Source organism: Bacillus crepusculi (assembly GCF_014764715.1).
GTDB lineage: Bacteria > Bacillota > Bacilli > Bacillales > Bacillaceae > Bacillus.
In genome coordinates this window covers 429,025-452,555 of the sequence record NZ_JACXXE010000002.1, presented here as the reverse complement: position 1 = coordinate 452,555, position 23,531 = coordinate 429,025, and the positions used below count along the sequence as shown (strand labels likewise).

Genomic DNA, 23,531 nt, shown 5'->3' with positions numbered 1-23,531 from the left:
GCTGTTTAAGGAAGCCTGTTTACGGTTATATACAAAGTAGTGATTTATTCAACAACTCTTCTGACAACGCCATTGAATGCTTTTTTCCAGTATACGTTGCTCATTGAGTCAACTGAAACTCCGCGAGAGCTGTTATCGTTCAAGAATGTACCGTTTCCTAAGTAAATACCAACGTGCCCATTTACTTTATACGTATCAAAGAACACAAGGTCTCCGCGTTTCATGTCAGATGCACTTACAGCTCTTCCTTTACCTACAAGCGTATCTGTTGTTGTACCGCCAACTGGTCCAAGGTTGATGCCTGCTGATGCGAATGCCCAGCGAACGAATGAAGAACAGTCAAAACGGCGTGCGTCAATATCGGATTGTGATCTGCCGCCGCCCCATTTATATGGAGATTGACCAACAATGGTAGAACCTGTGCTGATCGCACCTTCAATTCCGCCTACGTTATTGCTGACAGGTGATCCACCGCCAGAAGATGGTTTCTTGCTTGGTGAACTGCTGTTGTTGTTATTAGATGATCCACCGTTATTTGAAGACGAGCTGCTATCGTTATTTGAGCTGTTGTCTTCTGTTTGAACACTAGCTTGACGTTGCTGCTGTCTTTGTGCTTGTTCTTCTTTTGCTTTTTGAGCTGCTTCTCTTGCTTCTTTTTCAGCTTGTTTTTGTGCAGCAACTGTTGCATCTTTTTCAGATGCAATGCTGTTAGCCTCACTGTTTAACTCGCTGATTTCAGAAGAAGCACTTCCTTTTTGCTTTTTCACTTGCTTGAATAGCTTGTCTTTTTCATCAAGCTGTTTATTCAAGTCTGTTTGGAGTGTTTCAAGCTTTGCAAGTGTCTTTTGAACATCTTCAAGCTTCGTATTTAGTTCATTTTCAGACTTTTGAAGCTCCGCTTTGTCTCTTTCTTGCTCTTTAATGATTTCACTGTCTGCGTTGATCAGTGTAGATACTGCACCTGCACGGCTGATGAAATCGCTAAAGCTTTTTGCTCCTAGTAATACATCTATGTATTTCGTAGAACCGCCGTTTTCTTGAAGCGCACGTACACGCTTTTTCAAGAATTCGTTTCTTTCTTCAATACGTTTTTCAGTATCAGCAATTTCTTTTTTCAGTGCTTTGATTTCTTTTTTTGTTTTTTCGTTTTCTGCTTGTTTTTCTTCGATCTGATCACTTGTTTTTAAAGCTTTCTCGTCAATTTCTTTCAGCTTTAGTGCAAGTGCCTCTTGTTTTGCTTCAAGCTTGGAAAGCTCTTCTTTTTTCTTTTGAAGGTTCTTGTTGACCTCAGATTGCTTGCTATCTAGTTCTTGTTTCTTTTGTTCAAAGTTCTGTGCATTTACTTCATGAGTAAATGGGATAAATAAACCGCTCGCTCCGATCACCGAAGCTAAACCGAAAGTGATAAACTTTTTCACGAATAGTTCCTCCTTTGACAATTTCCCAAGCGACATTAGAAAGCAGCAAATTCTCTGCGACCAATCTGTGCTCTCTATGTCTTTCTTCCTGATTGATCAGTCAGATGTTGACCAGATTGTTTCTATCACTAGGTGTTTCATTATGTATAGTAAAATATCTAAATATCTATCTTTGTTTTAATCCACGATTTTCATTATACATGAGACATCGACAAAATGAGCTAATATTTTTATTACAATTATGTTTCAAAAACATGTCGTGATTGTCATACTTCGCCAAATCCTTGCAAATCTCACCTTTTTATCCAAGAAAAAAGCACGACCTTTTGGGTCATGCTGCTATTCTCTGAATCTATTTACCTATTAGTCGATTAACGTACCAATAACAGCCTCATATTTAGACAGTGTCTGAACGCTGATCTGAAAAGAGGACGCTACCTCTTTTTTACTGATGGTTGATTCCTCTTGCTCATTCATCCATAGATAATAAGAAGCGGCTGCCCATGCAGGCGCATTTTTCTTGTCTACACCAGCAGCACGTGCCTGCTGAATAATATGGAACAACCAAAAGTATGGCATATGGTTATCAGGCTGCACGGCTTCTTCTAAAGTAGATGCCGCCTGTTTTGCAAAGAGTGCATCTTCTGAAAAAGACCGTTCTTCCATTTGATCTTCAAATAAAAGCAGCTCAATGAATTGCTGTTCAAAGGCTGTTTTCGCTGCTCGGGCATCAAGGACAGACTGCAGAACGTCATGTTCACCTTTTTGTTTACTGACATAATAAGCAGTTAGCCGTTCCTCAATGGAGACCACTGGTTCAGTCTCCTCTAGTTTATCCTGCCACGGCTTGATTTCATCTGCATCGATATCTTCTTCCACCATCTTATTCCAAACGGTTTGTGCCAGCGTTTTGTGGCCCGTTTGATAGGATGCACTGGCAAGCCAGTATAAAAATGTACTATCTCCCTGAAATCCTGTTTTATACAAAGAATAAAGCCATTTAAAGGCCCATTCAAATTCTCCCACGAGGGCAAATGTTGCGCCAAGCTTATAACGCTGTTCACTTAATATTGGATACACGTGCGTTAATTGCTTCGCCAACACGTTGACCTTCTCTTCTTCTTTTTCATAATGATAGAACACAAGCTGGTTACAAAGGGCATGCAGATTACCGGGATTTTCATGCAGGACCCGGTTCAACATCTCTTTCGCCTGTTGGATCTGACCAGAATAAAAATAGGCCAAAGCGAGATTATTATACGCTGACCAAAATTCTGGATACTCAACAATCATCTGTTCCAGCATCTCAATGGCTTCGTCAAGCCTCCCGCTTTCTAACAAATGATTCGCTTGATCCTGCTTCACAATCAGGTCATCCTGATCATAAGGAAAATCTTCGTCCTCTTCGTCACTCATATCAAGCAAGTCGAGGAGATCATCGTTTTCATCCGCAAATTCCCCATCCTCTTCCAAAGCAGCATAAGCAGTGGCTGACTTATACGCCTCTTGAAACAGTCCGAGATTGGCATAATTATTTGCTTTAAAATAGTGACACTCTGTCATGTTTTCATCTACGTGTTCAAGGATGAAATCAAGCAATTCATTTGATTGTTGGTAATGACCCATTTCAGTATAAATAATGGCAAGCTGTGATAGCATTTCTACATTTTCAGGCTCGAGTACAATGGCCCGCTGTATCAGCTTAACAGCCCTTGATAGATTTCTTTCTCTATATGCTTTTAAACCTTTATGAAAAAAGTAATGCCCATCTTGGAATAGCTGGACGACTTGTGTGTGATTATTTTGAGAAGTGTATTTACTCACCGATACCCTCCATTTCGAACAGTGTACCGTGTGTAGTATAACATACTTCACGAGTTGTCACATAGAACAAAAGAAAGGAAGGATTTGTTTTTCACTCAAAAGAAAAAAGCCAGGAATGCCCCCGGCTTTTCATTTACCTTGATGACGCTTATTTAATACCTTTAATACATCATCAAGCGGCAGTTGTTGCTCACGTAATAACACAAGAAGGTGATACAGGAGGTCGGCTGTTTCCCATTTCAACTCTTCCTGATCACGGTTTTTCGCTGCAATGATGACCTCGGACGCTTCTTCCCCCACCTTTTTTAGGATTTTATCGACCCCTTTTTCAAATAGATAGGTTGTATAAGCTCCCTCTGGCATTTCTGCCTGACGCTTTGCAATGACCTGTTCAAGTTCATTTAAAATCGCAAAACGATCCTGCTCTTTGCTTTGCGGCTTCATGCCTTCTTCAGAAAAACAGCTATAGCTGCCAGTATGGCAGGCTGGGCCGCTTGTTGTCACGAGCACAAGCAGAGCGTCCTTGTCACAGTCATAACGAATGGAAGTCACTTGCTGGGTATGTCCAGATGTGGCACCTTTGTGCCAAAGCTCGTTTCTCGAACGGCTAAAAAACCATGTTTCGCCTGTTTCCAGCGTTTTTTCATAGGATTCTTGATTCATATATGCCAGCGTCAAGACCTCCTTACTCTGAGCATCCTGCACAATTGCAGGAATCAAACCTGCCTCATTGAAGGTTAATTCGTTTGCCTGTTTCATCTTACCTTCACCCCATGTTCTCTCAAGTATGTCTTCACCTCTTGAATTGAGGTTTCTTTATAATGGAAAATAGAGGCTGCGAGTGCGGCATCAGCTTCTCCTTTTGTAAAAGCCTCCAGCATATGCTGCGCATTGCCAGCGCCTCCAGAGGCAATGACTGGTACTGTGACTGCTTCTGATACAAGCTTTGTCAGACGATGATCAAAGCCTGTTTTCTCACCATCGGCATCCATGCTTGTCAGCAAGATCTCCCCTGCTCCTCTCAGCACCGCTTCCTTCGCCCAGTCACTTACCTCTATATCCGTTTTACGGCGTCCTCCGTGTGTATAGACCATGTATGCTTGTTTCTCTTCATCGTATTTTGCATCAATTGCGACAACAATACACTGGGAGCCAAAAAAATCAGCACCTTCTGAAATTAGTTCCGGCCTTAACACAGCCGCTGTGTTCACAGATACTTTGTCTGCACCCGCTCTTAATATACGCTTCATGTCATCAAGATGGTTAATCCCGCCGCCCACCGTAAACGGTATGGCAAGAGTGGATGCGACTTGCTTGACCACATCCACCATCGTTTTTCGTCCTTCATGCGAGGCCGATATATCGAGAAAGACAAGTTCATCCGCCCCTTCCTCATCATAGATCTGCGCTAATTCTACCGGGTCACCTGCATCCTTTAATCCTAGAAATTGGACTCCCTTGACGACACGCCCTTCCTTCACATCAAGACATGGGATGATTCGTTTTGTCATCATACGCGCTCAAGCCCTTCAATTGCTTCAGCTAAAGTAAACCGCTCCGTATAAAGTGCCTTTCCAATAATCGCACCAGAAACGCCTGACTGTGTTTGTGCTGACAGCTTTTGAAGATCGAGTACCGAACTGATACCGCCTGAAGCAATCACTTGTTTGCCAGTAGCTTCTGCTAAGCGAACTGTACTTTCCACATTGGGACCCGCCAGCATGCCATCCATTTGAATATCTGTGAAAATAAAGACCTCTGCGCCTTCCTTTGCCAATTCTTTGCCGAGATCCTCTGCCTTCACTTTCGATGTTTCAAGCCAGCCTTCAGTCGATACAAAGCCATTTCGCGCATCAATGCCAATCGCTATTTTCTCCCCATATTGCGCAAGCATTTTTTTCACAAAGGCAGGGTTAGAAACAGCAGAGCTACCAAGGATGACTCTAGCTACGCCATTGTTTATATAAAAAGCAACATCTTCTTCTGTCCGAATGCCACCGCCAATTTGTACCTTCACATCTAAGGTGGAAGCAATCGCCAGCACATGCTCATGATTGACACGTTTCCCTGCTTTCGCACCATCTAGGTCAACGAGATGAATCCACTTTGCTCCTTCATTTGCAAATCGCGTCGCCATATCGAGAGGTGAATCTCCATAAATGGTTTCTTGATCATAGTCTCCTTGCACGAGTCGTACACATTTGCCATTTCTCATATCAATTGCTGGATATAGTGTAAATTCACTCATTTGTTCACCCTCTGTTCGTTTGCTAATTGAATAAATTGTTTGAGCAGTGCCATTCCCGTTGTACTGCTTTTTTCAGGGTGAAACTGCGTTCCAAACACATTCCCCTTTCCGACAACTGCTGGTACTTGTACGCCATAGGCCGCACTTGCCAATTGCTCCTCTGGATTCATATCACTCACATAATAGGAGTGAACAAAGTATGCAAATCCTTCCGGTACACCGTCAAATAACGGGGACGGCTGATGAAATGTGAGCTCGTTCCACCCCATATGAGGTACCTTCAGCCGTTGCCCGTCCTGATCGCGATCCTTTAAAAGAACAACACGTCCTTTCAACAAGCCCAATCCTTTTGTCAGTCCTGCCTCTTCGCTTTCTTCAAACAACAGCTGCATGCCAAGACAAATGCCAAATAACAGCTTTCCCTCCTGCACAACTTGGTGAATAAATGCCTCAAGTCCTGTCTGTTTTAACAGCTGCATCGCATCACGAAACGACCCTACCCCCGGCAAAATATAAGCATCTGCCTTTTTGAGCTCCTCCACTTCAGAGGACACGATATAGGAGGCGCCAGCTCGTTCCAGCGCTTTTGATACGCTGAACAAATTTCCCATTCCGTAATCAATGACTCCGATCATTAGAGCATCCCCTTTGTCGAAGGAATCCCTTTCACACGTGGGTCAATGGTTGTTGCTTCATCTAAGGCACGTGCCATCGCTTTAAAAATCGCTTCAATCATATGGTGCGTATTGGTCCCGTAGTGAACAATGACATGAAGGTTTATACGGGCTTCAAGGGCAAATTTCCAAAGAAATTCATGCACTAGCTCTGTATCAAAGGTACCGACCTTTTGACTTGGAAAGGCCGCTCTCATTTCTAAATGAGGACGATTGCTTAAGTCAACTACCACCTGGGCAAGCGTTTCATCCATCGGAACAAAGCTAGATCCATAACGCTTGATTCCTTTTTTATCACCTAACGCTTCCTTAAACATTTGCCCAAGCACGATGCCGATATCTTCTGTTGTGTGGTGGTCATCAACATCCGTATCTCCTTTCGCATCAACGGTCAAATTAAAGTGTCCATGCTTTGTAAATAAATCAAGCATGTGCGTCATAAAAGGCACATCTGTCTGAATATCTGCTTTTCCTTCTCCATCAATGTCTAACGCTAATGAAATATTCGTTTCATTTGTTTGTCTCGCTGTTTCCGCCTGTCTCATGACGATCCCTCCCGTTTTCTCGCTTCAATTGACCTTGCATGTGCTTCAAGACCTTCTAATCTTGCAAAAGCCGCAATGCTTTCCCTGTGTGCCTCAAAGGCTTCTTGACTATATGAAATAATGCTCGTTTTCTTTTGAAAATCGGTGACGCCAAGTGGGCTTGAGAATCTAGCTGTTCCGTTTGTTGGCAGCACGTGATTCGGTCCTGCGAAATAATCTCCTACCGGCTCAGGGCTATAACGCCCTAAGAAAATCGCGCCTGCATGCTTGATTTGACCTAGAAACGATTCTGGATATGCTGTCAGCACCTCTAAGTGCTCTGGCGCTAATTGGTTGACGACGTCTACCGCACGCTCCATTGATTCTGTCACGTAAATACGGCCATGATCTTGAATGGATTGTGCTGCGATTGATTTTCTTGGCAACGTATCTAGCTGCTTTCGCACTTCAGCCTGCACGCTTTCAGCAAGTGCCTTAGACGGTGTCACCAAAATACTGGATGCTAATGCATCATGCTCTGCCTGCGAAAGCAAATCGGCCGCCACCTCATGTGCTAGTGCTGTTTCATCTGCTAGGACAGCAATTTCACTTGGCCCCGCAATCATATCGATGTCTACTTGACCAAATACTTCCCGCTTGGCAAGTGCTACATAAATGTTTCCAGGACCTGTGATTTTATCAACAGGCTGGATGCTGTCAGTTCCATATGCAAGTGCCGCAATCGCCTGCGCGCCACCCATTTTGTACATTTCTGAAATGCCCAGCTCCTTCGCGGCAGCCAGTACAGCGTCAGAGAGACGCCCGTCTTCCCCTGGTGGTGTCACAAGAACAATTCGTTCAACGCCAGCGACAAGTGCCGGAATCACATTCATTAAAACAGATGATGGATAGGCGGCTGTTCCGCCTGGGACATACACACCGACCGCATCGAGCGGCGTCACCTTTTGACCGAGCATGGAGCCGTCCTTTTGGTGATAAAACCAAGAGGATGTCAGCTGACGCTCGTGGTATGTTCGAATATGGCGTATAGCTGTTTGGATGATCTGGATGATCGCTGGGTCCAAGCGTTCAAAGGCTTTTGCCATTTCATCCTCTGTGACAAGCGGATCTTCAATCAGCACCCCATCAAATTGCTTTGTAAAAGAGCGTACAGCTTCATCACCATTTGTTCTCACTTCTTGTATAATGCGCTGAACCGCCTGACGCTGTTCTTTTGTTCCTGTATCTAAAGACCGCTTGAGTGAGAGAGTGTCTGTCTCACCTTTTTGTAAGTAGGTGATATTCATGATGATTCCTCTCCTTCTCCTTCAATGATTCTTGCCAGACGCTGCGCCATTTCATCTATTACCGTATCCTTCATTCGGTAGCTCACAGGATTGACAATAAAACGTGACGTAATATCACAAATATGCTCCGTTTCGACAAGTCCATTTTCCTTTAGTGTTTGACCTGTAGAGACAATGTCAACAATGCGATCAGCGAGTCCGATGAGCGGTGCTAATTCAATGGAACCATTCAGCTTAATAATCTCCACCTGCTCACCCTGCTCTCTAAAATAGGACGATGCCACATTTGGGTACTTCGTTGCCACACGCGGCGCGACACCACCCCAACTGGCTCCTGGTAATCCAGCAACCGCTAAATGGCATTTGCTGATATTTAAATCGAGCACCTCGTATACATCACGAGCTTCTTCGAGCATGACATCCTTTCCTGCAATCCCCACATCCGCTACACCGTGCTCTACGTAGGTCGTCACATCCATTGGCTTGGCTAAAATAAAGCGGAGGTTTTCTTCTGGAACATCAATGATTAATTTTCTTGAATCCTCGAATTCCTCCGGCAGCTGATACCCCGCCTGTCTTAACAGCCCTGCTGCTTCTTCAAATATCCGGCCCTTCGGCATCGCCATTGTCAACACTTTACCCATTTTGCTCTCCCTTTCTAGCGCCGATAAAATAAGTCACCTGCTCAAATGCCTTTGTCATCGCGTCAATATTTTCAATACCCGCTAAGTCTTGCAGAACGATCTTTTTCCCCTTTGACCGCTCCTTTTCTGCAAAAGCAAAGGCTTCCAGTCTTTGCTCCTTACTAAAAATCACAGCCTCCTGCGGCTCATTGATTTCTTTTGCATCAAGCGCTTCAAGCAGGCGGTCTAATCGAAGTCCAAACCCTGTAGCTGGGGCGGGTGCATCAAAGTGAGCAAGCAATTGATCATATCTACCGCCACTTCCGATGACAGACCCAACATGATCTGCAAATACTTCAAACAAAATGCCCGTGTAATAGCTCATATGACTTACCATGCTTAAATCTAAACGGATATATTCTGTACAGCCGTAGTCTTCAAGTGTCTCCCAAAGTGCCTTTAACTCTGCGAGTACCTCTTTTCCCTCTTGTGAAACGACGATTTCCTCTGCCCGCTCTGTAACTTCCTCGCCGCCGCGTAAATCTAAAAGCTGTAGCAGCCTCATTTTATCAATGGAGGAGAGCGGTAATTGCTTCACATGCTGACGGTATCCAACATAATTCTTTTCATATAAGAATCGGCGAAGGACGTTTGCACGCTCTGTATTTCCTAGTACATCGACAAATAACGTCTCTGCTAAAGCGACATGACCGATCGCTATCTTGAAGGATTGAAGACCAGCATTTTTTAATGCAAACACGACAAGTGCGATCACTTCAGCGTCTGCACTAATTGAGCCATCACCAATCAATTCAATGCCGACCTGCTCAAATTCAGAGGGTCTCCCGCCTTCTCTTTCCTGCGCCCGGAACACACTCGCTGCATAACCAACTCGAAGGGGGTACGCCTGCTCATGAAGCTTTGAAGCCGCCACTCTCGCAATCGGCCCCGTCATATCAGGCCGAAGTACAAGGGTTTGACCGTTTTGATCAAGAAGCTTAAACAGCTGTGTATCTGTAATCGCCGATTGAACACCGACTGTATCGTAAAATTCAAGCGTTGGTGTCTCCATCAAACGGTAACCCCAACCATTCATGACCTCTGTTAATGAATGTCTCACTTTTTTCTTCGTCTCATACAACCCTGGTAATGAATCCCGCATACCATATGGTTTCTCAAACATAAACATGTTCTTTTGCACCTCCAGCACATTAAAACGAAAAATTCCGAATCCTTTAGTTCGCTAATATGATAATATGCTAACAAAATAAAGTGATTAAATCAATCCTTTTTATTTCCCCCATTTTCTCGTTAATATTTTGTTCATATATTACATTAAAATGACACCTGATCCTTTTCCGTCTCTTTGCTTTAGGAACATGCTATAATACTTAAAAATATTGAATAACACAGGAGATTACAGTGAAGTTCATCCAGACATTAACCTTAACTTTGTTGTGCGCATGTCTTGTCTATTTCGGCTTTATTTACGTTTCACAAATTGACCAAGTCAAAAAAACAGCCTCACCACGCGAAGCAGCAAAAGAAAACGATACCGCACTTGCGGCTGAAGAGACACGTTCGACGAAAAAAATAGAGTCCTCACACCAGTCTTTAAAAGGAAGCAAAAAAGCCATGGATGTCATCCTTTACAATCAAATGGATGCACCAAAGCTTTATAACGGTTGCGAAGTCACAAGCTTAGCAATGCTGCTTCATTACAGCGGCTATGAGCAAGTAACAAAAAACACATTAGCAAATGACATCAAACGTGTTCCGCTCAATTATGAAAATGGCTTAAAGGGAGATCCTCATGACGGATTTGTAGGGGATATGGAGAATGGACCAGGTCTTGGTGTTTACCATGAACCTATTTATCAGCTTGCGAAAAAATATGCGGGCGATCAAGTCGTTGACTTAACTGGGAAGCCTGTCAAAAAGGCTATCTATCAATCACTTGAAAAGGGCTACCCTGTATGGGTCATTACGACATCCACCTTTGACAAAACAGATAACATCGAAACATGGAATACACCAAATGGCAAAATAGATGTGAGCTTTAATATGCATAGCGTGGTCATCACAGGCTATGACAAGGAGCATGTCTACTTGAATAACCCATACGGAGAAAAGAATCAAAAAGTCGATCGCGAGCAGTTTGAGGATTCTTGGGAACAGATGGGCAGTCAGGCGATTATCATTCAAACATAGACCACATGTCTCATTGAATAGAATTACTCATGCATAAAAACATCCTCCATCGGTATGGAGGATGTTTTTGAATGATTCATTTTTTTAGTATTTCCTTCAGGCGGTCTTCAAGCTTTTCAGCCGTCATCGCACCCCCGCCTAGACTGAAGTATTCATCCCCTTTTTTTAGTAAAAGTGTAGGATAACCATTCACGTTTAATTGCTGAACCTTCGCAAAATCGGCATACGCATCATTGATCGTTTCTGTCTCCTTCATCCGTTCAACCAATACGTCAGGATCAAGTTGGTGATTCATAGCGATTTCTCTATAAGTTTGTTCATCACTTAAGCTTTTTCCGTCTTGATAAAAGGCTTTTTGCATGGATGAAGCCAAGGACAATGCGCGCTCTGGCGCGATGGACCTTAATGCAGAAAACCCAATGGCCGCAGTCTCAGAGTCTAAAAGAAATGTGCCGTTTCCTAGCAGCTCCTCGTAACGTTCTCCAAATTCGACACCAGTCAGCTGACTGATACGCTCATTTGCTTCTGGAATGTGCGGATAATTCTTTATCGGTAGACTCCTATCTCCTACAAATAAACCGCCCGATACAAGTGTCAGTGGTATCTCAGGGTGATTTTCGTGTAAAGTACGGATGCTGTTGGAAAATCCATAACACCAGCCACAATACGCATCCCATACATAGATAAAAGACCTTTCTTGATCATTCATCAGACAGACTCCTTACTCATCGTTTTTTAGCGACAATGAAACGCATGTTTTTCTACTTATTCTGCTTCAGACACAACAGTAAAACGTTCTCCAACATGGGCAGCCTGCTCAATTTCATCCACCAGTGCAATGGCGTAGTCGGCATAGCTCACATAACTGTCACCTTTAGAATTGACAATGAGATTGTCTTTTCCTTTCACATAAGAGCCTGTACGTTTGCCTGCTGGATCAAAGAATGCAGCTGGGCTGAGGAAGGTCCATTTTAACCCTTCAGTCTTTTGAAGATCCTTTAGGTTTTCTCCTTGCTGTGAAGCTGTTGCAATATATTCCTTTGGAAATTCTGGTGTATCCACAAGTCTTGTTGTTTTGGCCTCATCTACAAATAGACTGCCTGCTCCACCCACAACGATTAAACGAGTCTCCGGCGTCTCTTTTAAAAGATCAATGAGCTTTTTCCCAGCTTCTACGTGAAGATGCTCTTGCCCAGCTGGTGCACCGAATGCATTCACGATGACATCAAAACCTTTGATGTCTTCTACTTGCAAATGAAACACATCCTTCTCGAGAACAGCTACAGATGAATCTGTCACTTTTTGTGCATTTCGGACGATGGCCGTCACTTCATGCCCTCTTGATTGTGCCTCTTTTACAATTTCTTGTCCTGCTTTACCTGTTGCGCCAATGATTCCAATTTTCATGTTAACTCCTCCTAGAAATATGGGTTTATTTTTATAACGCAAGGTGTAACCATATCGGTTACAACAGAGGTAAAAAAAATTGAATAGATCATCCAATTTTTTTGATTAACACCTGCGTTAGTTCACTTAATTTGATCTCAGCAAGCACCTGCTCCATCGCACTTTGAGCGCGGCACAAAATCAATTCGAGCACCGCTTGAATATTTGCACCGATCGGACAGTCAGGATTTGGGCTTTCATGGATTTGAAACAATTCCCCCTCGTCCACGACTTCAACCGCTTTATACACATCAAGCAGTGTGATGTCATCTTCACTGCGGTTCAACTGAGAACCACCTTTGCCAAGACTCGTTGAGATCAGGCCTGCTTTTTTTAATTTACTCATAATGCGGCGGATGACCACTGGGTTTGTATTCACACTTCCTGCGATATCCTCCGATGTCTGTAATGATCCTTTTTCAAGTGATAGCAAGGCCAGAATATGGACAGCGACAGTAAATCTGCTGCTGATTTTCATGTTTTCTCACCTCTGTTGTAATCATTATAGTTACACCAAGTCAGATTGTCAACAAAAAGTCTGCCGAGCTACTCAGCAGACATAGATGGACGTGCTTCCATTTGTTCTTTCGTATAAATCATACGCATTGGATTGCCACCAACAAAGGAGCCTGCCGGAACATCTTTGTTCACAAGAGTCCCCGCCGATACAATCGCACCATCACCAATTGTCACTCCAGGTAGAATGGTTGAATTTGCTCCAATTAAGACTTCATCCCCAATATAGACTTCCCCAAGTCTGTACTCTTTAATTAAATACTCATGGGACAAAATGGTCGTATTATAACCGATCACACTATTTCGACCGACAGTGATTTTCTCTGGAAACATCAGATCGACCATCACCATTAAGGCAAACGCCGTATCCTCCCCAACTTTCATCCGAAGAAAGGTGCGATAAATCCAGTTTTTCATTCCCATAAAGGGCGTGTACCGTGCCAATTGAATAAAGATAAAGTTTTTCACAACCTTGAGAAAGGGGACCGTCCGATAGACTTGTCTAAGCGAATTGACCCCTTGTACAGGATAACGATCTGTTTTTCTCAACTTAATCAGCTCCAACAATCGCCAGAAGATCACTCATTTTCTTCAGCATGAAATCAGGGCGATGCTTTAAAAGGGCCTCTTCTCCCTTAATGGACCAAGCGACACCTGCCGTTTTTGTCCCTGCTGCTTGACCAGACAAAATGTCGTGATAATTATCGCCGACCATTATCGCTTCATGTGGATCACTGCCAAGCTTGGATAATGCTAGTTGGACTGGTTCCGGATGCGGCTTCTCATTTTGTACATCATCAAGCGTCACAATGACCTCAAAGAACGGCTCTAAACCTGTCAGCTTCAATCCCATTAAAACCGTATCTCGTATCTTCGTAGTGACAATCCCAAGCTTAAATCCTCGATCCTGCAAGACTTTCAATGTATCTAAAACGGCCTCATACTCAGTCACAAGCAGATCATGCTGTTCATGATTAAACGTTCGGTACATCTGAATCATCTCATCCGTCAGGTCTGGGTCCATCGCAGAAAATGTATCAAACAATGATGGACCAATGAATGGAAGGATATCCTCACGGCTGTACTGGCCAGGGTAATAATGATCCAGCGTATGCTGAAATGAAGCAATAATTAATTCGTTTGTATTGATTAACGTGCCATCTAAATCAAATAGCACTGTATTGATCGTTGAGTCGTTCATATGGCTTCCTTTCTAACAGCTGCATGTTCCCGCTTCCGCCAAATATAGCTAATGGCAGCTGTCAATAAAATCGCAGAAATAAGGCGGATGACAAGAAGTGGCCACACTGGAATCCCAAGCGGAATAAAAATCAGTGTATCTTCGACCACCGCATGACAAGCAACAAGGAAAATGAAGGAAAGGGTTAAATCCTTTTTACTCACACCGTCCTCTTCCACCGCCTTCATCATCACGCCTGCTCCATAAGCCAGACCAATGGTTAATCCAGCCACCATCGTCATAGACGTATTTTCTTTCATTCCAAGCATTCTCGTAAATGGGGACAGCCATTTAGACAGCGTATGGAGCCACCCTAAATCTCTCATGAATTGAATAATGATCATAAGAGGGATGACGATACAGGCAAGCTGAAGTACACCGAGAACGGCTTTCTGTAAAGCAAGAAGGATCATCATGTACCAGCTTGAAGGCACATCAGCCGTCTGAGCAGCTGTAAGCAAACCATATTGTGCCGTTTCTTCTCCTCCCTGCCAAACGAGATGAATGACAATAGCGGAAACAACAGCAAGACTGATTCTGACTAGCAAAATCACAGACACCCTCAGCCCAACCTTTGCCGCCACTGTCGATTCGATAATCAGGTTATGACAAAAGGATAGCATCACCGCTAAAATGAACACTTCCTTCACAGGAAGCTCTAATGTCAAGATAGCAGCAATACCCGCATACAAGTTCAACATATTTCCTAATACAAGCGGAATCGCCGCTTCTCCTGAAAGACCAAACAACCCCATAAAAGGACGAATGAATTGTATGATCCAATCCATTACAGGCGTATGCTGCAAGATACTGACCAGAATGGTAACCGGAAAGATGACTTTTCCAAGTGTCCAAGTTGTCGATAGCCCGGCTTTTAAGCCGTTTTTCCATGTCTCTCCCATCTCTTCTGGCTCCCCCCTGCTTAATTCGATGAGTTGTTCTCTTTATACGGAATCGATGCGTACCCTTTCATTCTTCTATAGGTAATCAGTAGAATAGCCACCGCGAATATCACAATTGAAATCATCTGGGCAATTCGAAGATGCTCTGTCAGCATTAAGCTGTCTGTTCTCATGCCTTCAATGAAGAAACGACCGATTGAATACCAAATTAAATAAGACAAGAAGATTTCGCCTCTGCGCAGCGATGTTCTACGTAATAAAATCAATATCACAACGCCAGCAAGATTCCATAATGATTCGTATAAGAACGTTGGGTGATAATAGGTCCCATCAATATACATTTGGTTAATGATAAACTCAGGCAGATGCAAATTTTCTAAAAAAGCTCTCGAAACAGCTTCACCATGCGCTTCCTGATTGATAAAGTTCCCCCAACGCCCAATCGCCTGCCCTAGTAAAATACTAGGTGCTGCTACATCGGCTATTTTCCAAAAGGACACCTTTCTCACTTTTGTAAAGACGATGGCTGTCAGCACTGCACCGATCAGCCCGCCGTGTATGGCAATTCCGCCATTCCAAATCTTAATGATTTCATTTGGATGCTGCTGATAGTAGTCCCATTCAAAGGACACATAATAAATTCGTGCACAAATAATGGCGATCGGAATCGCAAATAAAATTAAGTCAATAAATGTATCTTTATTGATCCCTCTTTTTTCACATTCTCTCAGTGCGAGCCAGAGTCCAAGCAAGGCTCCGACCCCTATAATCACACCATACCAATGAACCGATATAGGACCGAGCTGAAAAGCAATCGGATCAATTGGTTGAATCGCTTCGTTCATATAGACAACTCCTATTCATCCTGGCCATTGTCTTCAATGACATCGGCAAGTTTACTTGTAAATTGTTCCGCTGCATTATGTCCCATTCGTTTCAATCTGAAGTTCATCGCAGCCACCTCAATGATGACAGCTAAATTTCGTCCTGGACGTACAGGGATGGTCAGCTTCGGTACATCTGTATCAATGATCCGCATCTTTTCTTCTTCAAGCCCTAAACGATCATACTGCTTGCCTTGTTCCCAAAGCTCGAGGTTCATCACAATTGTAATTCTCTTATAGCTTCTGACGGCGCCTGCTCCAAATAAGGTCATCACATTAATAATGCCTAAACCACGGATTTCCAGAAGGTGTTCAATCAGCTCTGGTGCACTCCCAACTAACGTGTCCTGATCCTCTTGACGGATTTCCACGCAATCGTCTGCGACCAGTCTATGTCCCCTCTTCACAAGTTCTAAGGCTGTTTCACTTTTTCCTACTCCGCTTTTCCCAATTAACAAAACACCTACACCATATACATCTACAAGCACGCCATGAATGGCAGTCGTTGGTGCAAGCTTACTTTCTAAAAAGTTGGTCAACCGACTCGAAAGTCTTGTCGTTTTTAAGCTTGATCGTAAAACTGGCACCCCATTTTCATTTGATGCTTCAATTAATTCCTTTGGCACTTCACGATCGCGTGACAAAATAATAGCAGGGGTAATATCTGTACAAAGAGATCTCATTCTCTGCTTTCGTTCGCGTTCTGGGAGTTGTTCAAAAAAGGAAAGCTCTGTTTTCCCTAAAAGTTGAACTCTTTCTTTTGGATAATATGTAAAATATCCAGCCATTTCAATACCTGGTCTGGAAAGATCACTGATTGTAATAGGACGATTAATCCCTTCTTCCCCACTTACCAGTTCAAGATGAAATTGTTCCATTATGTCCTTCGTACGAACTTTCGGCACGCTTCTTCCTCCTTTTATCACAGGCGTTTCAGAAATACAGCTCTATTTTATCACTTTCAATGATGAACCCAAAACAGTATTTTATCCTGATCCTGTTTCACTCTCTCAACTGGTATAGACAACTATACTTAAAAAGGGTAAACTAAAGCTAAAGACAACGAATAAGGGGGCACAATCATGAGCAGCTCTTTATTGCTCTCCAATATTCATATTGTGACAAAGACACAGATCATTGAACACGGGTTTGTCGGTTTACGCGATGGCAAGATCGACTATATTTCAACATCACCACCGACAGGAAATTATGAAAAAAGATATATTTCCCGGGAAAACTTTTATTTACTTCCCGGAATGATTGATATTCACATCCATGGCGGATATGGTGCTGACATGATGGATGCAACACCAGAAGCCATGAATACACTTGCTGACAACTTACCGTCAGAAGGAACGACAAGCTTTTTAGCAACAACCATTACACAAAGCCATCAAGAGATTGAGAAAGCACTTAAAAATGTCGCTCAGTGGAAACCATATAATGAGGCACAAGCAGGAAGACAGGCACAATGTTTAGGTATCCACCTCGAAGGTCCATTTATTTCTAAGGATAAAGCGGGTGCACAACCTGCTCAATGGATTAAGCAGCCTGACCTCCCGCTTTTTGAGAAATGGTTAGACGCATCTGAACAGCTCATTCAAGTTGTCACTTTTGCACCAGAGGAAGATCCTGAATTTGCTTTTCTTTCCCTTTTGCAAGAAAAAAACATCATCCCTTCTATTGGACATACGAACGCACCTCATGACATGATTGAATTAGCATCAAGGCATGGTGCGCGCCATGTAACGCATCTTTATAATGCAATGAGTTCGTTTCAGCATCGCGAGCCAAACGCTGTAGGTGCTGCTCTTACAAATGAGAGCCTTCATACTGAGCTGATCACAGATGGCATTCATTCACACCCTCTTTCTATCAAGCTTACGTATTTGGCAAAAGGAAGTGATCGTTTGATGATGATCACAGACTCAATGCGTGCAAAAGGTCTAGGGGATGGAACATACGAGTTTGGCGGCCAGACTGTCACCGTCAGCGGTGAAAGGGCATTGCTGTCAGATGGTACACTTGCAGGGTCAATTTTACGAATGAAAGATGGCGTCAAACGGATGAAACAGATCACTCATTGTGAGTGGACCGAGATTGCGAAGATGACCTCAACCAACGCAGCCGCTCAGCTAGGGCTTGATCATCAGCTCGGTTCTATTGAAGTTGGAAAACTGGCAGACTTGGTCATTTGGAATCAATCTGGCGAACTGATGATGACCATCTGCCGCGGACAAATCGTCTTTGAAAAAGGGAGGACACACACGGATGAACATCATCGAATTTGAAGATAAAGATCAATTAGGAAAAGAAGCAGCTGCCCTCATTTCGCGTACAATCGCATCTAAACCAGATGCAGTGCTCGGCCTAGCAACTGGCGGTACGCCTATCGATACTTATAAAGAATTAATCCGCCTTCATCAAGCGAAACAATTGTCTTTCAAACAAACACGTACAGTTAATTTGGATGAGTATGCAGGACTTCATCCAAATCATGAAAATAGTTATATGACCTACATGAAACGTCATTTATTTGATCATATTGATCTCCCTCAGGATCAGTATTTCCTACCAAACGGCGGTGCATCTCATTTGGAAGAAGAATGCTTAAGATATGATCAGCTCATTCAAGATGTAGGGGGCATCGACTTGCAGCTTCTTGGAATCGGACAAAATGGACATATTGGTTTTAACGAGCCAGGTACCCCTTTCGACTCAAAGACTCATGTTGTTCAATTAGATGAAAACACCCGTCAAGCCAATGCAAGACACTTTTCTTCTATGGATGAGGTACCTACACATGCCATCACAATGGGAATTGCGAGCATTCTTTCAAGTAAAAAAATTCTCCTTCTTGCATCAGGAAAATCAAAAGCGAAAGTGATACAATATTTAGAACAGACGGAAATTCACCCAGACTTCCCTGCATCTGCCCTAAAACTTCATCAAGATGTGACGATATTCATTGATCGAGAAGCTGGTTCACTACGCTAAACACGAGAGGATTTTCACATGTTTATTGATAAGCAGTCACCTATTCCGATGTACCATCAGATTATGGAGAACCTGAAAAAACAGATTGAGGATGGAACATTAGCACCTGATACACTCATTCCTTCTGAAAGAGAATATGCCGAACGCTTTGGTATTAGTCGAATGACTGTCAGACAAGCCTTATCGAACCTTGTGAACGAAGGATATCTATATCGCCAAAAAGGAAAAGGCACCTTTGTTAGCCGAAAAAAGTTTGAACAACCGCTTCAAGGCTTAACAAGCTTTACAGAAGATATGCGCCAACGCGGGCTAAAGGCTTCAAGCCAGCTGATTGACTTCAAAAAAACCGCATGCCCAGAGCACTTGCTACCAGTTTTACAACTGTCAAATAGCGATGCTGTATATGAACTAAAACGGATACGTCTTGCAAATGGGGAACCGATGGCGATTGAAACGAGCTTTATACCCGAAACATTTGCAGGAGATTTAACAAGGGAACATTTAACAGGCTCGTTATATGAATATATCGAAAATAGCACCGGCCTTGCAATTGCCCATGCAAAACAGGAGCTTGAAGCCAATATTGCCTCAAAGGAAGAAGCACACGTGCTGTCTATCTCAACAGGCGATCCTGTGCTGTCCATTGCAAGAACGACTTATTTCCAAAATAACATTCCATTTGAATATGTTCTTTCCGTTTATAGAGGGGATCGTTACAAGCTCATTCATACTATGGAAAGATAAACTGTGCTCCTAAAGCGAAGCACAGTTTTTTTATTTCCGGAGAAATGTTGGTTCGTTCTCATTTTTTGTATGGATTTTCCATATAGGTGAAACAGCTTTCCCTTGAAAACGATCTTTTGCAACAGTATACCAATAATAGTCTTGATTTGGCTTTAAGCCTTTCCATTCAAAGCTTGCTTTTTTGCCGCTTTTCACGCCTCGGGCTTCTCCTAGAAGAACGTTTGTATATACATTGAGTTCAAAATAATTGGTTTTGACAGATTTCATTTTCGGTGTCAAATCCACATCAATTGAAAACTCATCCTGATCTCCATACGTTTTAGGATCATAGAAATGCTCTTGGTTCAAGTAAGGTGAATATGTCGTAAAATGAAGCTGATTTTTTTCTTGATCAGCTGTTATCACCCTCATAAACCCTTGACCACCTTCAGGGCCTGACTGATAATCAGCAAGTATTTGATATACTTTCCTGTCCACTTTGCCATCATGGTCATCATCAAGCTCATCTACTTTCCTGCTCGCTCCGTGATAGTGGCCGCTAAATACTGCCACAATGTTCGGATGACGTTTCACCACTTGGTGGAAGATGAGGTCCCCAATCGGGCTTCGGTTTCCACTGACTAACAAATACTCGTGAAAGTTTAAAATGACGATACGATCTGGATGCTCAGAAATCACTCGGTTTAACCAATCGATTTCATTTTGCTTAATTCCCCAGCCCATGTACACCATCATATAATCATTGCCACCGGCAGAGATAAGATCGTAATGACCTCGGTTGTTTAGATAGGATTCACCATAGTAGGGCTTTTCTGCAAAGCGTTTCGCTCCGAAAAATCTCCCATATTCCGCATAAAAACCGTCCTTGTGTCTGACATCATGGTTTCCTGCTAAAACACCATAAGGGATTTGATGATTGTCTAACACACGCATAAATGTATCGGCACGATTCCATTGCTTATCCTTTGAATCATCCACAATATCCCCTGTATGGAACACATATTGAATGTTTAACTGATCTCTCTCGTCTCTGATCCATTCGACCATTTGTTTAAAGATATGCGGATAGCTCCTTGCATAATATTGTGTGTCAGACATCCATACCATTTTATATGGCTTTCGCGTTTTGCTGATTTCATCCTGTATAAGCAAATCAAATGTTTGATTCTTCATGTACTGTCTTACTGACAGCAGTCCTTTCAGGTAAAATTCTTTTTGATCCTTTGCAAAATGATGAGTGATTTTATCCCACTTTTCCTGCTGATGATTCCATGCGTACATGGTCACCTTTCTCCCTGTCAAAGAACTTCCTTTCCACACAGCTTCAACGACATCCTTTTCACGTACTTCATGATGAACCTTGATTTGAAAACGGTGATAGGGGAAGCGCTGTAAATCCTTCGTTTCAACTGCCTTACCATCAGCAAATGCAATGCGATTCCTTTCTTGATCAGAAAAGATTGTTTCCCCTGTCTGGTTAAAACTCTTTGGTGGTTCAGTCTCAGCTGCATATTTAAAAATCTTCATTGATGGATGCAGCGATGTATATTGATAGGCACGATAAAAGGAGTAATCTAACTTATCATTTGTTGGGTCCTTCGTTAACACAGTTTGCTTAGACGATTGCACCTTTGTCTTATCTGACACTCGTTCTGGTGTCTCAGGGTGTTCATGTACTGTCTTGAATTCTTTTTTCAAAGTAGACATGTTCCCAGCGGCATCTTTTGCTTTAATCGTAAACGTGTGCTTCCCAGGGTCTATTTCACTAGAAGATGTCTGATAAGGCAAAGAAATCGGTTTGCCATCTAAAAATGCCTTTACGTCCTCTATGTTACTCCATCGATCCGTTACCTTTGCCTTTAACGTAAAGGCTCCTTTATATTGTTCATTTGCTTGTATGTTGGTCTTGATTTTCGGACCTGTGTTATCGACTTTCACACGTACAGATGCATGCTCTTCTGCTGTTTTCGCCTCGATAAGATGTGTTCCTTCTTTCAGCCTTCTAGTATCCCACTGAATATAGGTTGAAACATACGCCTCTTTTGGGATTTCAAACTGAAACGTTCTGACCTTTTTGGCATTGCCACCGTCTCCCATCTTCCATTCTTTTTGCGGACTAAAATCAACTGGAAAAATTTGTGTTCCGTTCGATAAAATCATCCGGACATTTTTCAATTCAAAATCATCATGATTCTCCCCAGGTAGGCGGTCTACCGGAGAAGACTTCGTTCCAGCATGAATAGAAATCGTTTGTGGACCTGTTTGATTCATCTCTGCTTCTGATATTGGCATTGTATAGGTACGATACACTTTTGTCGAATCATCAAAAGTAGAAAGTAAGTGCTTACCTATGAACACTCCATTTTTAAAATATAAATTTGTCCCTTTGACATCAAATGCGATGTATGGATCTGCTTCAAGGGAAGAAAATACTTGCCGATTCCGCTTTCCATCTATCATCAATTCAATTCTTTTTTGCTGATCAGCCGTTGCCTTTAATGAGAATATCCCTGAAACCGTAGCCCCCTCTTCTACATTGAATCGAAGGCCGTGGGCTTTACTGATCTGCTCCACATCAATCGTTTTTTTCATTGTCTTTGCTACATTTTCGCCGTCTGATGCTTCAAGCTGATATTCCAACTGTTCTTTACCAATCAGCTCAGGCGAATAAATAATGTGATGAAAAAGCCGATCATTATGATCTTTTTGAAGCAGTATTTCCTTGAAATGATCTTTCCGATTCGTTCGATAGAGAAGCTTGACGGTTTTGACGACCTGATCATCCTGTACATCCGCTTTAATCTCTATGCCTTCAGTTGGTTTTACCGGTTTCCTCACCGTCATATCTTCAATGACAGGTTTATGAATATCTTGAGAAATTTCTTTTTTCTCAGATGGAATTTGTGCTTTTAGTACTTTTCCAGGTGTAGGTTCTTCCTCAATTTTCGAGATCAGCTTCATTTGCGGCGTCCCATCCATCGGATACTTGAACAGTAAGGATTTGTGCTCGCTCAACAATGATGACTTTAAACGAAATGCTGCTGAAGAAATCTCTTCACCTATATTTGTTGTGATTGAAACAAGTCGAGATTTAGAGTTGGACAGCCCTTTGCTTTCGATGACGGATAGATGCTCGCCCTCTTTTAAGTGACTTTTGTACATCTCATTAAAGTCCGCTACTGTTAAATGCTCCTGCCCTTTTTTTCTTAACCAGAAAACATAAGGCTTTCCAGGTGAAATGGTGACTCGGTTTGTGTGAAAGGAATACACATCATCCATCTCTGTGCCATGCGCAGGATTGCGGTAGCGCAGCTGATAATGCTGAAGAGAGATAGGCGCATGTGTCGTGTTATAAACTTCTATAAATTCAAATGCATCCTGGCCTTTTCGGTTTTTAGAATTGACGACAATCTCCGTGATGAGTAAGTCCGGTATATGTGAAAGGTCTTCTTCAAATCCGTTTAAGTGAACAGATTGTTGCGCCGTTTTGATCACAGATTTCTGCGTAAGGAACTCTGTATAGTAATGAACTGTTGAATTCCATAATTGATCAGGCGGAATTTTCGCAGTGAATTCTGGCTTCATTCCTGGTAACCGTTCCATTGGAATCAAGCGGTAGCCCAGTTCATCACTTTGTTTATAGTACAAGTTTGCAGACAAAATGTGCTCTGACTGACTAATAGATGCCCGAAACTGAAGATCACGGCTTTTTCCTTGAACTGGACGAACGTCCACATGAAATTGGTCAAAAATAAAAGGCGAAAACGGCTTGTTCGGTATATTCACTTGTGTTTGCATGGACCCTGCTGAAGCAGGCTGATTGAAACCAAAAAGAATGATAAAAAAACATAAAAGCATGATTTGTCTGCTCACGTTCACCATCGTGCACCACCTCCCTTCGGATATTGTGTCTCCTGAAGGTGGTTTTTATGACAGATGGAACGAGGAAACGATTCTATTTTGCACAAAAAAA

Annotated in this window: 23 protein-coding genes; 4 read left to right on the top strand and 19 right to left on the bottom strand. The window is 42.7% G+C overall.

Going from position 1 to position 23,531, the window contains the following annotated elements:
• Positions 1-44: 44 nt before the first annotated feature.
• The 10 genes from IEE86_RS06210 to IEE86_RS06165 all read right to left on the bottom strand — a co-directional run bounded on the left by IEE86_RS06210 (position 45) and on the right by IEE86_RS06165 (position 9,807).
• Entirely contained in the window at positions 45-1,418 is a 1,374-nt protein-coding gene (locus tag IEE86_RS06210) for a C40 family peptidase (RefSeq protein WP_318010255.1), read from the bottom strand.
• Positions 1,419-1,781: 363 nt separating this feature from the next.
• Positions 1,782-3,242 (bottom strand): tetratricopeptide repeat protein, encoded by a 1,461-nt coding sequence (locus IEE86_RS06205; RefSeq protein ID WP_191096422.1) that lies wholly within the window; start codon positions 3,240-3,242, stop codon positions 1,782-1,784.
• A gap of 129 nt (positions 3,243-3,371) precedes the next feature.
• The gene (hisIE, locus tag IEE86_RS06200) at positions 3,372-4,001 is read right to left on the bottom strand and encodes a bifunctional phosphoribosyl-AMP cyclohydrolase/phosphoribosyl-ATP diphosphatase HisIE (RefSeq protein ID WP_191096421.1); all 630 of its coding nucleotides are present in this window, start codon (positions 3,999-4,001) and stop codon (positions 3,372-3,374) included.
• Positions 3,998-4,756, bottom strand: coding sequence for an imidazole glycerol phosphate synthase subunit HisF (gene hisF, locus IEE86_RS06195; protein WP_191096420.1), 759 nt, complete (start codon positions 4,754-4,756; stop codon positions 3,998-4,000). Before hisF ends, hisIE begins: the two co-directional genes overlap by 4 nt.
• A complete protein-coding gene (gene hisA, locus IEE86_RS06190) occupies positions 4,753-5,490 on the bottom strand; it encodes a 1-(5-phosphoribosyl)-5-[(5-phosphoribosylamino)methylideneamino]imidazole-4-carboxamide isomerase (protein WP_191096419.1) in 738 nt (245 codons plus the stop codon). The genes hisF and hisA overlap by 4 nt, the downstream gene beginning before the upstream one ends.
• The gene (gene hisH / locus IEE86_RS06185; RefSeq protein ID WP_191096418.1) at positions 5,487-6,125 is read right to left on the bottom strand and encodes an imidazole glycerol phosphate synthase subunit HisH; all 639 of its coding nucleotides are present in this window, start codon (positions 6,123-6,125) and stop codon (positions 5,487-5,489) included. The genes hisA and hisH overlap by 4 nt, the downstream gene beginning before the upstream one ends.
• Entirely contained in the window at positions 6,125-6,709 is a 585-nt protein-coding gene (gene hisB / locus IEE86_RS06180) for an imidazoleglycerol-phosphate dehydratase HisB (protein ID WP_191096417.1), read from the bottom strand. The genes hisH and hisB overlap by 1 nt, the downstream gene beginning before the upstream one ends.
• Positions 6,706-7,995 carry a histidinol dehydrogenase gene (hisD, locus tag IEE86_RS06175; protein ID WP_191096416.1) on the bottom strand — a complete coding sequence of 430 codons (1,290 nt, stop codon included), beginning with the start codon at positions 7,993-7,995 and terminating at the stop codon, positions 6,706-6,708. Before hisD ends, hisB begins: the two co-directional genes overlap by 4 nt.
• Positions 7,992-8,639 carry an ATP phosphoribosyltransferase gene (gene hisG, locus IEE86_RS06170; protein ID WP_059376603.1) on the bottom strand — a complete coding sequence of 216 codons (648 nt, stop codon included), beginning with the start codon at positions 8,637-8,639 and terminating at the stop codon, positions 7,992-7,994. Before hisG ends, hisD begins: the two co-directional genes overlap by 4 nt.
• Positions 8,632-9,807, bottom strand: coding sequence for an ATP phosphoribosyltransferase regulatory subunit (locus tag IEE86_RS06165; protein ID WP_191096415.1), 1,176 nt, complete (start codon positions 9,805-9,807; stop codon positions 8,632-8,634). Before IEE86_RS06165 ends, hisG begins: the two co-directional genes overlap by 8 nt.
• Before the next feature lie 233 nt (positions 9,808-10,040).
• Between IEE86_RS06165 and IEE86_RS06160 the strand changes: the two genes are divergently transcribed.
• Entirely contained in the window at positions 10,041-10,829 is a 789-nt protein-coding gene (locus IEE86_RS06160) for a C39 family peptidase (RefSeq protein ID WP_191096414.1), read from the top strand.
• Positions 10,830-10,905: 76 nt separating this feature from the next.
• On the opposite strand, the gene IEE86_RS06155 is transcribed toward IEE86_RS06160, so the two are convergent.
• From IEE86_RS06155 to hprK, 8 genes are all read right to left on the bottom strand, one after another.
• A complete protein-coding gene (locus tag IEE86_RS06155) occupies positions 10,906-11,538 on the bottom strand; it encodes a DsbA family protein (protein WP_191096413.1) in 633 nt (210 codons plus the stop codon).
• A 56-nt stretch (positions 11,539-11,594) separates the two neighbouring features.
• Positions 11,595-12,236: an NAD(P)-dependent oxidoreductase gene (locus IEE86_RS06150; RefSeq protein WP_191096412.1), complete on the bottom strand. Its 642-nt coding sequence runs from the start codon at positions 12,234-12,236 to the stop codon at positions 11,595-11,597.
• 88 nt (positions 12,237-12,324) lie between these two features.
• Positions 12,325-12,753, bottom strand: coding sequence for an Rrf2 family transcriptional regulator (locus IEE86_RS06145; RefSeq protein ID WP_003213266.1), 429 nt, complete (start codon positions 12,751-12,753; stop codon positions 12,325-12,327).
• Positions 12,754-12,821: 68 nt separating this feature from the next.
• The gene (locus IEE86_RS06140; protein ID WP_191096411.1) at positions 12,822-13,340 is read right to left on the bottom strand and encodes an acyltransferase; all 519 of its coding nucleotides are present in this window, start codon (positions 13,338-13,340) and stop codon (positions 12,822-12,824) included.
• 1 nt (position 13,341) lies between these two features.
• Positions 13,342-13,992 carry a pyrophosphatase PpaX gene (ppaX, locus tag IEE86_RS06135; protein ID WP_191096410.1) on the bottom strand — a complete coding sequence of 217 codons (651 nt, stop codon included), beginning with the start codon at positions 13,990-13,992 and terminating at the stop codon, positions 13,342-13,344.
• Complete coding sequence (locus IEE86_RS06130) at positions 13,989-14,933, bottom strand: nucleoside recognition domain-containing protein (protein ID WP_191096409.1); 945 nt, start codon at positions 14,931-14,933, stop codon at positions 13,989-13,991. The genes ppaX and IEE86_RS06130 overlap by 4 nt, the downstream gene beginning before the upstream one ends.
• Before the next feature lie 20 nt (positions 14,934-14,953).
• Positions 14,954-15,778, bottom strand: coding sequence for a prolipoprotein diacylglyceryl transferase (lgt, locus tag IEE86_RS06125; RefSeq protein WP_191096408.1), 825 nt, complete (start codon positions 15,776-15,778; stop codon positions 14,954-14,956).
• Between the two features lie 11 nt (positions 15,779-15,789).
• Positions 15,790-16,722 (bottom strand): HPr(Ser) kinase/phosphatase, encoded by a 933-nt coding sequence (gene hprK, locus IEE86_RS06120; RefSeq protein WP_191096407.1) that lies wholly within the window; start codon positions 16,720-16,722, stop codon positions 15,790-15,792.
• Between the two features lie 177 nt (positions 16,723-16,899).
• Here hprK and nagA point away from each other — a divergent pair, with 177 nt between their 5' ends.
• Genes nagA through IEE86_RS06105 form a run of 3 tightly spaced genes read left to right on the top strand, consistent with a single transcriptional unit; the run spans position 16,900 to position 19,558 of the window.
• Positions 16,900-18,108, top strand: a complete 1,209-nt coding sequence (nagA, locus tag IEE86_RS06115; RefSeq protein WP_191096406.1) for an N-acetylglucosamine-6-phosphate deacetylase — start codon at positions 16,900-16,902, stop codon at positions 18,106-18,108.
• Positions 18,089-18,814, top strand: a complete 726-nt coding sequence (gene nagB, locus IEE86_RS06110; RefSeq protein ID WP_191096405.1) for a glucosamine-6-phosphate deaminase — start codon at positions 18,089-18,091, stop codon at positions 18,812-18,814. The genes nagA and nagB overlap by 20 nt, the downstream gene beginning before the upstream one ends.
• Before the next feature lie 18 nt (positions 18,815-18,832).
• Entirely contained in the window at positions 18,833-19,558 is a 726-nt protein-coding gene (locus tag IEE86_RS06105; protein ID WP_191096404.1) for a GntR family transcriptional regulator, read from the top strand.
• 30 nt (positions 19,559-19,588) lie between these two features.
• Here IEE86_RS06105 and IEE86_RS06100 read toward each other — a convergent pair whose 3' ends face one another.
• Complete coding sequence (locus tag IEE86_RS06100; RefSeq protein WP_191096403.1) at positions 19,589-23,440, bottom strand: lamin tail domain-containing metallophosphoesterase family protein; 3,852 nt, start codon at positions 23,438-23,440, stop codon at positions 19,589-19,591.
• Between the last annotated feature and the right edge of the window lie 91 nt (positions 23,441-23,531).